The sequence below is a fragment of the Pontibacter oryzae genome, assembly GCF_003576375.1.
In the GTDB taxonomy this organism is placed as follows: domain Bacteria; phylum Bacteroidota; class Bacteroidia; order Cytophagales; family Hymenobacteraceae; genus Pontibacter; species Pontibacter oryzae.
The window spans coordinates 439,242-451,626 of record NZ_QWGE01000001.1 but is presented as its reverse complement, the minus strand read 5'-3'; the positions used below and the strand labels follow the sequence as shown (position 1 = coordinate 451,626).

General features: G+C 49.5%; 9 protein-coding genes. 2 read left to right on the top strand and 7 right to left on the bottom strand.

Translation table 11 applies throughout. From position 1 onward, the window contains the following. The first annotated feature begins 100 nt into the window (after positions 1-100). The gene (gene ppk1 / locus D1627_RS01875) at positions 101-2,200 is read left to right on the top strand and encodes a polyphosphate kinase 1 (RefSeq protein ID WP_119431079.1); all 2,100 of its coding nucleotides are present in this window, start codon (positions 101-103) and stop codon (positions 2,198-2,200) included. A gap of 78 nt (positions 2,201-2,278) precedes the next feature. Here the strand turns inward: ppk1 and D1627_RS01870 are convergent, their stop codons facing one another. Both D1627_RS01870 and D1627_RS01865 read right to left on the bottom strand, forming a co-directional pair. Continuing rightward, complete coding sequence (locus tag D1627_RS01870; protein WP_119430512.1) at positions 2,279-3,178, bottom strand: Ppx/GppA phosphatase family protein; 900 nt, start codon at positions 3,176-3,178, stop codon at positions 2,279-2,281. A 143-nt stretch (positions 3,179-3,321) separates the two neighbouring features. Beyond that, entirely contained in the window at positions 3,322-4,680 is a 1,359-nt protein-coding gene (locus D1627_RS01865) for a M23 family metallopeptidase (RefSeq protein ID WP_233555478.1), read from the bottom strand. Positions 4,681-4,871: 191 nt separating this feature from the next. Here D1627_RS01865 and D1627_RS01860 point away from each other — a divergent pair, with 191 nt between their 5' ends. Continuing rightward, positions 4,872-5,699: a murein L,D-transpeptidase catalytic domain family protein gene (locus D1627_RS01860; RefSeq protein WP_119430511.1), complete on the top strand. Its 828-nt coding sequence runs from the start codon at positions 4,872-4,874 to the stop codon at positions 5,697-5,699. Here the strand turns inward: D1627_RS01860 and D1627_RS01855 are convergent. The 5 genes from D1627_RS01855 to treY form a co-directional block, all read right to left on the bottom strand. Beyond that, on the bottom strand, positions 5,680-6,237 hold the full coding sequence (locus D1627_RS01855; protein WP_119430510.1) for a thioredoxin family protein: 558 nt from the start codon (positions 6,235-6,237) through the stop codon (positions 5,680-5,682). The genes D1627_RS01860 and D1627_RS01855 overlap by 20 nt on opposite strands. 158 nt (positions 6,238-6,395) lie before the next feature. Continuing rightward, positions 6,396-7,385, bottom strand: coding sequence for a carboxypeptidase-like regulatory domain-containing protein (locus D1627_RS01850; RefSeq protein ID WP_119430509.1), 990 nt, complete (start codon positions 7,383-7,385; stop codon positions 6,396-6,398). A 132-nt stretch (positions 7,386-7,517) separates the two neighbouring features. Continuing rightward, positions 7,518-8,009: a hypothetical protein gene (locus tag D1627_RS01845; RefSeq protein WP_119430508.1), complete on the bottom strand. Its 492-nt coding sequence runs from the start codon at positions 8,007-8,009 to the stop codon at positions 7,518-7,520. A gap of 134 nt (positions 8,010-8,143) precedes the next feature. Continuing rightward, the gene (gene malQ, locus D1627_RS01840) at positions 8,144-9,679 is read right to left on the bottom strand and encodes a 4-alpha-glucanotransferase (protein ID WP_119430507.1); all 1,536 of its coding nucleotides are present in this window, start codon (positions 9,677-9,679) and stop codon (positions 8,144-8,146) included. Next, positions 9,676-12,384 carry a malto-oligosyltrehalose synthase gene (gene treY, locus D1627_RS01835; RefSeq protein WP_119430506.1) on the bottom strand — a complete coding sequence of 903 codons (2,709 nt, stop codon included), beginning with the start codon at positions 12,382-12,384 and terminating at the stop codon, positions 9,676-9,678. Before treY ends, malQ begins: the two co-directional genes overlap by 4 nt. Position 12,385: the final 1 nt, after the last annotated feature.

Below are 12,385 nucleotides of genomic sequence, written 5' to 3'. Positions count from 1 at the left end.
AAGGAATAGCTATTCTTTCTCCTTATATTTTGAGATTATGAAGTAGTGCGGGTTTCTTAAGCCAATGGGCAATCAAAGGGGCCGCCAAAAATTAGAGAACATGCTTATCAGTAAGGTTTCTGACCAGATAAAAAAGAGTAAATACATTAGCCGCGACCTAAGCTGGTTGCGCTTTAATTACCGCGTACTGGACCAGGCGCGCGACACCAACAAAAGCTTTTTCGACAGGCTGAAGTTTCTGGCCATCACTTCGTCTAACCTGGATGAATTTTTCATGATCCGGGTAGGTAGCTTGTACAACTACCTCGATTACGGTAAGGAGCGCACCGATTACTCTGGCTTGCGCGAGTTACCGTTTCGTAAAAAGCTGCTCGATTACGCGCATCGATTCGTGAACGACCAGTACCTTACGTTCAATAACGAGCTGAAACCGTTGTTTGCGAAAAGCGGCTGCGATATACTCAAGATCAGCGAGCTGACCGAGATAGAGCAGAAGAAGGCCGATTCATACTTTAAGAACACCATCTTCCCGTTGCTCACGCCCATGGTGTTCGATAACTACCACGGTTTTCCGTTGTTAATGAACCAACTGCTGACCTTTGGCGTGGTGACCCGCACCTCCGACGAGGGCAAGCCGCAGGACCGCGTTACGTTTGTGCAGATTCCGCAAAACCTGGCCCGCTTTTACGAGATCAACCGCAAGGACAAGATCGTGTTTGTGCCCATCGAAGACATCATTCGCTGGAAGATAAAAAAGCTTTTCCGCAACGTGGAGATCGTTTCGGTGAACCTGTTCCGCATCACGCGTAATGGCGATTTTACTTTGGAGGAGTCTGATGATCTGGAGGCAGACTTTGTACAGGAGATCAAGGCAAAGCTGAAGACCCGGAAAAAAGGCCGTGTGGTAAGGCTGGAGGTTGAGCGCAATCCATCGCAGTTTATGATGCGCATCCTGAAAGAACGCTGGACCATAGACAATGCCAACGTCTTTACCATCAACAGCCTGCTGGACCTGCGCGGCCTGTGGCAGATCGTGAACCACCGCCACTTCCGCGACAAGGGCTTTAAGCAGCCAGCATCGGTGCAGCCGCTTAGCCTGCCGAGCGATGGCGTGGATATGTTTGAGTACCTGAAGGAGCATGATGTGCTGCTGCACCACCCATACAACAGCATGGAGCCCGTGGTAAACCTGCTGGAGCGCGCCGCCGAAGACCCCTCGGTGCTTGGTATAAAGCAAACCATTTACCGCCTGGCCGATCAGAGCCGCGTAACGGCTGCGCTATTGAAAGCCGCCGAAAATGGCAAGCACGTGTCGGTGCTGTTCGAGGTGAAAGCCCGCTTTGATGAGGAACGCAACATCAAGGAAGGGGAGCGCCTGGAGAAAGCCGGCTGCTTTGTGATCTACGGCATCAGCAAGTATAAAACACACACCAAACTCCTGATGATCATCCGGAAGGAAGGGGAGAAGGTAACGCGCTACGTGCATATTGGCAGCGGGAACTACAACGAGTCCACGGCGCGCCTGTATACCGATGTTAGCTTGCTAACGACCAACGAGATCTACGCCCATGATGTGTCGGAGTTTTTTAACGTAATTACCGGCCACTCGCGGCCAAACGAGTATAAATACCTGCTTACGGCTCCGAAAAGTATGCGCCACCAGCTTATCGAGCTGATACGCCACGAAGCCCGCAACGCCAAGAAAGGGATGCAAAGCGGCATTGTGATCAAGATAAACTCCCTGGAGGACCGTGAGGTGATTGATGAGCTTTACAAAGCCTCTAAGGCTGGCGTGCCTATTAAACTGATCGTGCGTGGTATTTGCTGCCTGCGCCCAGGCCGTGAGGAACTAAGCGAGAATATATCCGTGAAAAGTATTGTAGGGGAGTACCTGGAGCACGCGCGCCTATACTATTTCCATAACAACGGCGACCCGAAAGTATACGGAGGCAGCGCAGATGTTATGGTGCGCAGCTTCGACCGCCGCATCGAGGCCCTGTTCCTGATCGCGAATGAGGAGCTGAAGCGTGAGGCTATCCATATCTTGTACTATAACATCCAGGATAACCAGAACTCATACATTATGCGCGAGGACGGTACGTACATAAAGAAACGCACTGGCGTGAACGAGGAAGCTGTAGATATTCACAAAGTATTTTATGGCAAGGCTTTCTGCGAGGAGGAAGTGAGTCTGGTGTAACGCTTTTGATAAAACAGAAAAGGACTGCAGCCACTCTTTATGAGTAAGGTTGCAGCCCTTTTTTATGAAAAATAATAGTTAACTGATCTTTGTGATGACAAACCGCTCCGGGTGGTAACGCTCGTACAGCGAGTAAAGCATGCCGTCTTTTAGCCCTACGTTTGGCACAATCATACTTTCCAGCTTGGCCCATTTCATGGCGGAGAGGTAAATCTCAGAGGCTGGCACAATTACGTCGGCACGGTCGGGGTTTAGCATAAGCTTAGTGATGCGGTCCTCCATACTTGTATTTGCAATCTGGGAAGCTACTTCCTCTATCTGCTTCCTGAAAATTGGCTTACCGGCAGATTTCCCGGCAATCTCGTATATTTTGTTGATGTTTCCGCCGGTGCCCACGGCACGCGAAAGGTGGTGCTTGCGCGAGTTTGTTTCTATCCAGCTACGCATGGTGTTCCAGAGCACTTCGGAATCGCGGCCATGCATGTGCCTAATAGAGCCCTGCTCAAACGACTGCGAGGCGATTTTCTCACGGTTCACATAAATATTAAATTCCGTGCTGCCGCCGCCTACGTCAATGTGCAGGTAATTACGCTCATCCAGGAAATTAAAGATTACTTTGTTGATCAGGTCAGCTTCCGTTTCGCCATCGATCACCTGAATTTCCATGCCAACTTCCTGCCTTACACGCTCCAGAATTTCGGGGGCGTTTATAGAGGAGCGCATCGCCGATGTCGCGCAAATCATGTAATGGTCCACGTCGTGCACATCCAGAAGCAATTGGAAAGCCTGCAGCAGCTTTATGAATTTCTCGACTTTAACATCGCTGATATAACCGGTATTAAAAACATCTTCGCCGAAACGGATAGCATAGCGCACATACTCCACTTTTTTAAAGAACACGTTTCCGTTTTGGTTCAGTACACTGGAGATTTGGCATCTCACCGCATTCGACCCGATATCTATAGCAGCTAACTTCAAATTATAAGAGGCTTTTATTTACGACTTAAGTGTAAATATAATCAGAATTTGATACTATACCCGCTTTTTAGGCATGGCTTTGCCCTGAAAATATGAACAAGATGCTGATAGCCAAGAAAGTATATATACTGATGCTGCTTGGTTTATTTCAGGCTGAGCGATAGCCTCTGGTTAATCCAGCCTAGCTCTCCGTTGGCACTGCGTACTAACTCAAAAGCACTATACTTACCAAGTATGGCAACACTGCTACCTGCGGGCAAGCTTTGTTTGGCTGCTGCTTTCGGGGTGGCATCATCCAGCAAATCCATGTCTAAACTTAACTTTTCATACTTTATGGCTTTGCTAGCAGGCTCTACCACGCTGCTTGCCACATACGCCTCCTGGCCATCAGGAAGCGCAACACGGTACCAAGACGATGTGCCCCCAGTAACCTTCAGGGGCGTGTGCCGCGGCAGCGATTGGTACACCGCCGAGTTGGTGCTTGGCATCAAGCGAATGTTCGCTGCTTTAGGCGAGATGCGTACCCAGTTACCAATAAGTTCAGCATCAATAGTAACGGCAGGCGCCTTGTTAGCTGCCTGGTGCACATAAGGGTAAGGGTTAGTAGCGCCTTGACCATACCGGTAAATGCCAAAGTGCAGGTGTGGGCTGGTGGTGCGCGCATTACCGGTGTTACCGATCAGGCCAAGCGTATCGCCGGGCTGCACGCGTTGCCCCTCCTGAACCAGCTGGCTATCGAGGTGGGCATAGTATAGACTTTGCCTGCGGTCTGCATCGGTGAGCCAAACTACTTTGCCGCCCCGTGGTGTGGTGTCTACGCGCCGAACGGTGCCTGCGGCCGAAGCGAGTGCAGGTGTACCGCGCTTAGCAAAAATATCGATGCCCTCATGGCGGCGTGCTCCCGCATCACGCGGGTCACCCCAAATGCTGGCTATGTTGCGGCTGCTTTTGCCGGCCACCGGAAAAGCCAGCGTAGGTTCTGCCGTAACGGTTAAGGTATACTGTGCGCTGCGCAGCAACTCTGGTTGCACCCGCAGGATATGCTCCTGATCTTCGGTAAACTCGTAGATTAACCGCTGCGCGCTGGAGTCGGTAGTGGCTACGTGGTTTGGCGTGTTTGGCCCGGCTTCAAACACATCCATAAACACGGCTGGCTGCTCAGCAGCCTTTAGCGCCAGGTTAACCACAAGCCGCTGCCCACGTTTGGCATCGATGCGGTAACCAAGAGCGCGCGGGGTTTCTGCCGCAAAATAGCCGGTTTCTTTAAAGGGAAGTGTAATAGAAATGGAGTCCTGCAAGGCGTGCTGTCCGGCTTCGAGCCACATTTTTCCGAGGGCCGTTTCATCCAGTTTTGCATCTTTTAGCTTGGCCGCATACTTCTCGTAAGGGGTTTGCTGGCCAAACACACCACGCAGGGTTTGCTGCTGGCTGCAACCCGCAAAAACAAGGACGGACAAAGTATAAAAAATATAAGGGAGTATTGCTGTTTGTCTGTTTCTCATGCCTAAAAAATGTGTTAGGTTATTTGGTAGTGTAGTACAGCGATTTAGGCAAAAATGATGCCTTGAAGTATGACTTGTTGGTTCAACATCAAAAAAGTATAGGAATAGAAATTAACCGGGCTGGCGCCTATTCGTAAAACCTTAAACGTACCAACTTTTTGGATGTGATGAGAAAACCAAGATGGAGATATATGCGCCGAAAGTTGAAGCGCAACCTACTGCCCTTATTTGCACCGCTGGTGCTTACACCAATGGCCACGCCTGTAAACAGCGGGTCAAGCATGCCTATAACCAACAAAAGCGAGTTTAAGAAAAAGATAGCCAATTATAAGGTCATGCGCTTTAACCAGCTGGCCTATAACCTGTACAGCAACATGCAATTACAGGAAACCGGCCTCCGCTTCGAGGTGTTCGATAAAGCCCTGACCGGTTATTACAACATGAAGCACAGGGGCGAGGTGGCCGACAAACCATACATCACGATCATTGACTTCACCAAGTCATCAAACGAGAAGCGCTTATGGGTGATTGATGTGGAGAAAAAGGAAGTGCTTTACAATACCTACGTATCGCATGGCAGAAATTCAGGGCAGGAGTTTGCCGAGAACTTCTCTAACAAGAGCGAGTCATACATGAGTAGTATTGGTTTTTACGTAACCGAAAACACATACTTCGGCAAACATGGCCTATCACTGAAACTGGAAGGATTGGACAAAGGCTTTAACACCAACGCCAAAGACCGCTGCATTGTAATGCATGGGGCCGAATATGCCACGGAGGAGTTTATTGCGCAGGCTGGCCGCTTGGGTCGTAGTTTAGGTTGCCCTGCCATTCCGATGGAGGAACACGAGGATATTATTAAGCAGGTGCAGGGCGGCACGGCCATGTACATTCATGCGTCATCAGACAAGTATACTTCCCAATACCTTGACCACGTGACAGCCATGGCAGAGCTACTAAACGAGAACAAAAAAGACGTGCCGCCGCCTTCGATTGATGTTATGCCGAACGCCACTTAATACCGCAGCCCACACTTGGCAACTGCTCCTGCGATACAGACTGGCCAGCAATTAGGGCATCTAAAGCCTGACTTAAACTATGCCCCGTAACCGGTTTGCCGTTATTGGGCCGTGAGTCATCGAACTGGCCATGGTATGCCAGGCGCATGTTGCCATCATACACATAAAACTCCGGTGTGCATTCAGCCTGGTAATTGCGTGCTACCTGCTGGGTTTGGTCGTAGAGGTAAGGGAAAGGAAAATGCATCTGCTGCGCCAGCGCTTTCATCTGCTGCGGACCATCCTGCGGATATTGCTCGGCATCATTGGCATTGATGGCCACAAAACTTGCACCCCGGGCTTTGTACATATTCGCAAGTTGTACCAACTCTCGCAAAATATGCTTCACATAAGGGCAATGGTTGCAGATGAACATGATAACCGTAGCCTTGGCAGAAGCCACATCGTGCAGCGAAACAAGCCTATCGGAGTTCGTGTCTAGAAGGGCAAAATTGCGTGCTTTTGTGTCAAGAGCGAGTAGGGCTGTTTGTTGCGCCATAGTTTCAGCTTGCGTTAAAGGATGGTTAACTACTGTACTACAGCTACTAAGTTAAGCTTTTGGGCCAGTATAACAAACAGAAGTATAAGCTATTAAGTTTTATTTAAGATTATCTTCTACAATAGTTGATACTTTTTTGCTACCATAGCGGTACAGGCTTATCCGTGAAGGAGCGTAACATAAAGCCCGATGCTATAGTACGGGAGCCAGCTCCACGGCTGGTCGGTGCTTGTGCGGTAATAAGTTATTTGCCCTTTCGGAGAGTTAGCATAGGTCATCAGCGAGTTGTCCGAAAGCTTGTTCGCATCGTTTATCCATTCTAAAACCACTACAAAATCTTCTTCCAGCAGTAGGTTGTACTCACTTACGTTTACCTGCACCCAACCGGTGTAGTGTGGTGGAATCTGCACGACTACGTTCTCTTTCAGCAGGTTTTCGTGGGGCTGGTTTTTCTTGAGGGAGTATACTTTGATGCGCGCGGCAATAGGCAGGTTACCAGAACCAGATAACCCAAAACTGACTTGCTGCAAGTATGCCGGGTATTTCCTGAAATGGATTTTATTTCCAATCTCCTGGCCCTTCTTCGTGATCAGCGATTTTTCGAGCGGCTCAAAGGCATGATGAAAAGGAGAGCCCTCGTCAATGTGAAACCCTACTTTGCTTGTTTTCCAGTTGGCCGCTTTAGCCTTTACCTCCACTTCGCTAAGTTTGGCAGGCGCAGGTGCCAAGTACAGCTTCAGATTATCAGGTTTGCCCGCCTCTTTGTTTAAGGCATTTATACTTAACTCGGCGGCTTTATAGCCTAAAGAAGATATTTTGAGAGTAGCATTTGAATAGGAAGCTGATAAAGAAAGCGTAAACTCTCCCTTGCTGTTAGCTTGTGCATACTTGTTAGTCCCGATTACCAGAAGGTTGGCATAGGCAATAGGAGCGCCAGTTGCTTTGTCGAGTACTACACCGGCCATCTCAAACTGGCCAACATCCTGCAACAGGGTATACACAGGCACTGCAGCGTTCGCTTTCTTGTACGTGGATAACAAAGCAACCAGCAATAAAGCAAACAATACGTATGAACGGCTAGCAAAACCCCTGAACTTATAATGCCTTACTTTCTTTAGCGAATTAGGCCGATGTATAAAATCGCTCATAGTTGTTGCACGGGGTTAAGGGATCAATGTTTGAACGGGAGGTAAAACCATAACGTATTATTCTGGAATAATTGCCTGAAACAGCAATTTAAGGTATAAAAATGGCTGCTTCCGCAAGTGCTGCTTAGGGTATCAAAAAGCGAGCGTAAACCCAACGCCATGGTGGGTGGAGCCAATGTACAAAGATGTGGAGCTGTTTTGGGTTTGTGCTGCAGGGCTCCCTGCGTTATAGGTATCAACAGCTTCTTTTATCTTCTTGTTATACTTAATTGTGAACGGAACCGAAGCTAGTATTAATCCAGCGCCAACGCTTGCCAGGGTCCAATCGGGTTCTCCGTTGGCCATGGCGGCTCCAAGCGGGTATCCGACCATCAACCCACCGGCACCACCTAAAATGTCGATAAAAACTTTGTTAGCGCGGGCTTTTTGGGCAAGCGCATGTGCGTCTGGGTTTGTGCGTAGCAACGCGATAACTTCCTGTGGGCTAAGGTTCTTTTGGCCATTGGTATGAAAGCGATACCCGATAAACGCCTTTTGGGTTGTGATGGGAGTATAAGTTTGCTGTGCCTTGCTCTCTGAGGCACACAAAAGTATAAATGCCAGGATAAAGTAAAACAGTTTCATAGCTGGGAGGTGCATAATTGATCTAAAAGCCCACGAATATATAGGATTTAAGGATTTTATGAAACACAAAAGCCAGGATAGCAAAAGTTTAATCTACTATCCTGGCTCTCGATAAAATATACTTGGTTCTAGTCTTATTTTTGAGAAGTTGCTGCGTCTTGCCACCTGCCGTAGCGTTGGGCTAGTTCCTTTAGCTCGGCCCTGTGGGCTGGCGTGAAATGATTTGGTTGGAGGCGCCACTCCCAGTTGCCGGACCCCGTGGATGGTTTGTTCATGATATATTCTTTGCCTAACCCGAGCACATCCTGCATAGGTATAACCGCTAATTGAGCCACAGAAATGTACGTGAGCCAAATCATTACGCCATGCACGTTATCGATGTTTACATAATGGTTGCTGTACTGGCGCAAGCGGCGCTTATCGCTCCTGGAAGCCTCGTGCTCATACCAGCCGCGTACGGTGTTGTTATCGTGGGTGCCGGTATACACAATGCTGTTCTGCGTATGGTTATGCGGGGCATACAGGCTGTTTGGTAAATCCTCACCGAAAGCGAATAGCAGCACGCGCATGCCCGGCAGGTCGTACCTATGCATCAGATCGCGCACGGGCTGGTCTATTTCCCCAAGGTCTTCGGCCACGATAGGTAAGTGTTCAAATTTTTCTTTAACTAGCTTTAAAAGTGCATAACCTGGAGTTTTTACCCATTTACCATTGATGGCAGTCTCCTCGATGGCTGGTACCTCCCAATACGCGGAAAATGCCCTGAAATGGTCGAGGCGCAGCAAGCCAAAGAGTTGCAGGTTATGCTCAATGCGGTGCAGCCACCAATCAAAATGTTGCTCTTGCAGTTTTTCCCAGTCAAATACGGGTGTGCCCCAAAGCTGACCTGTCTCACTGAAATAATCCGGCGGCACACCCGAAACAGCGGTAGGGCGGCCTTTAGCATCTAGTTTAAATATGTGGGGGTGGCTCCATACATCTGCACTGTCGTGGCTTACATAAAAAGGCATGTCCCCAAAAAATACGATGCCTTTTTTATTGCAGTATGTTTTCAGTCGCTCCCACTGGCGGTAAAACAGGAACTGCAGAAACATCTCGAACTCTACTTTATCGCTGAGTTGCTCGGCAAGTTTTTCTAAAGCCTGTTTTTGGCGGCGCTTTATTTCCTCGGGCCACTCTACCCAGCTTTTGTGCTGGAAATGCTTCTTAAAAGCTGCAAAGTGTGCGTAATCCTGCAGCCAAAGTTTTTGTTCTTTCTGAAAGGTAACAAAGGCTTTCCATAGGGCATCCGGCATCTCGGCTGTGAAATTTTTGTAAGCCTTGTGCAGCAACCTGATCTTAAACCTGCTCACTTTCTCAAAATCAACGCGCGCTTCATCAAACGACTCACTGTGTATGAGGTCTTTGTTTTGCAGTAGTCCATCATGCACTAGTTGATCAGGGCTTATCAGAAGTGGGTTGCCGGCAAACGCCGAGTGGCTGCTATACGGTGAGTTGCCGTAGCCAACTTCAGTAGGGTTGAGCGGCAAAATTTGCCAATAGCGCTGACCAGCTTCCTGCAACTGGTCGGCAAACGTATAGGCATCAGGCCCAAGGTCGCCGATACCAAAGCGGGAGGGTAGCGAGGTGATATGGAGCAGAATTCCTGCACTGCGTTCGGGTATGATCATGATGGGTTGGCGGTTAACAATGCTACTGGAAAAGTTTTCAATACATCTGCTACGGGCAGCGTGCCGGAGGCGTTTAAACTGTTCTGGCTAAATGCAGACTGCCATTGCGCAGGAGCACCGTCAGGTAAAACAACATGCGTGTCTTGCCACACATCTTCTCCCAGTGCATGATGATGGCTATCCACTAGGCTTACCAGCAGCAGCGGAACCACAACCAGCGCCCATTGCCCCTGGTTGTGTCGGGCAAAGGCCAGCACATGCTCCTTTTTAGCGCCTTTAACTTCCAGCGGAAGATATGCGCCCTGGTTGAAGAGCGGTTGCAGATCGCGGCGGGTGATAAGTGCTTTGTGCAATAAATACAGTTTTACCTTGGCATTTTCGGGATGATGCAGTAATTGCTCATGCAGTTTTTCGGCTCCTTTCTGTTCCTGGTCTTGCAGCTCATGCAAGTAGCGGCGGCGGAGATCGTAGTCTACCGGGCGGCGGTTGTCGGGGTCTACCAGGCTCAGGTCCCAGAACTCAGTGCCCTGGTACACATCCGGCACGCCGGGGCATGTTATTTTAAGCAGTGTTTGGCACAGCGAATATACCCAGCCATAATGCGCTATCTTCAGGAAGAAAGGCTGAAAAGAGTGCATGAAGTCATCGTCCTCGAGCAGAAGTTGGCGCACCAGGTCTTTCATGGTTTGTTCATACTTCTCGTTAGGCGCCGACCAGTCTGTTTTCACTTTTGCCTCGCGCAGTGCTTTTTCAAGATATTCCTGCACACGTTCTACCAAGGTGTCGTCCACTTCGCCATTCATAGGCAGCACACCGAGCAGGGTTTGCAACAGAAAGTATAAATCGTTGTTGGTTGGCTCTGAAGAATATTTTTTGGTGATCTCTAGCCAGCCCTGTACCTTGTGCTCCCATTCTTCGGGCAGTTCGCTCAATACGTTCAGGCGCATGCGCGCACCTTCGCCGCGTTTGGTGTCGTGGGTGGCGGTAGCATTAATAGAGTGTGGGTAAACGCGCTGGCGATGCCGCATACGCTCATGGAACTCCTCAGTGCCGAGGTTAAAGATATCTGGGCTGTTGCCTACCTCGTTCAACGAAATCAGCCTGTTGTAATTATAGAAGGTGGTATCTTCCACGCCTTTGGCTGCAAGCGGGCCTGTAAACTGCTGGCTGCGCATCACAAAGTATAGCTTGTTGTGCTTACTTTCCTCGTCATCCTCTGGGGTAAGTGTAAACAAGCTGTGTAGGTGGTTCAATTGATCTTTTACCTCAGGCGCTTGTTTATGCGCTTCTTCAAAGGCGCTGTCAACTACCTGCATCTCGTGCTCCGAAAGCGGCAGGCGGCTGCCGTAAATACAGTATACCGGCCACGCCGCGAGCAGGTTTTCCAGGGCTTTTCGCCATTTGTCCTCTGGTTCCAGCGGAATCAGATGGCGCTCCTGCAGCAGTCGCAACAGGTTCTCGCGTTCGCCCTGCATGTAATTTGTTAGGATGAACATCTTCTTATCGAAAACGAGCTGTTCGTAGTTAGTGGGCGCATTAGGCACCAGGCGGCGGTAAATGTCGGTGAGCTTGCGGCGGCCCTCTCTGGAAGTATACAGGTTACTGACCAATGCCAGGTAATCGTAGCCGCTGTTGCCCTGTATGGGCCAGCGCTCAGGCAGTTGTTCCTCGCCCTCCAGAATTTTCTCAACCACAATGTATTTCTCCGGCCCCAGCAACTGGCGCAGGCGTTTCAGGTAAGCGCTTGGGTCATAAAGGCCATCTACGTGGTCTACGCGCACGCCCTGCAGCAGTTCCTGGTCGCAGAGTTGCTTTATAAACTGGTGATACTGCTCAAACACTTCCGGCTGCTCCATCCGCAGGCATATCAGGTCGTTGACGGTAAAGAAGCGGCGGAAGTTAATGGTGCGCTCGGTTTCCTGCCAGTGGCAAAGTATAAAGTGCTGCTTGTTGAGTAGCTTTTTGAGCTTGGATTTGTTCTGGTTTATACTTTCAAGAACATCCTGAAGTGCCTTGCGCAGCGGCTCCGCCTTGTAGATACGCTTTTTAAGGTTGCCCCATGAGGCCGGGTTTATACTTTCCTCTGCCTCGCTATGCTCCAGGTCTTTCAGGCATTTGGCAACCAGCGGGCTTACCTCCGGGTCGCTGCTGGTTTTGAGAGCTTCCTGCAGCAAAGGCCGGTAACTCGACACGCTCACGGGATAAACGTTATCGAAGTAATTTAGGCTGATGCCTTTTTCCGTTAGCTTTAGCTCCAGTTGGCCTTGCTCTAAAATCTTATCAAGGGGTTCGCCCAAGAACGGCACCATCACCTGCCCGTTAAAATCAGGGTGGTGAAAATCAATATCGAAGAAGGTGTAAAAGTATGACTGTGGGCCTTTTTCTAATACGTCCATTAACCAAACATTATCCGGGTGAAAGGCCATGTGGTTGGGCACTATATCTTGTAGCCAGCCCATGTGGCGGCGGCGCAACTCCAGCGATATTTCCTGTAACTCCTGCTTGGTGCCTATATCAGGGCTAATGTCATAAGCAGCGGTTACGTCGTAGCCGTGCTCGCTGCCGGGGCGGGCGCAGAAAAACGGCGCGGAATAAATGGTGCTAACGCCCAGCTCGTGCAAGTATGGAATTTGCTTTCTGATGTCGCTGAGCTTAAAAGAAGGCGAAGTTTGCAGCCTGTATGTGGCTGACGGAATGTATACCATA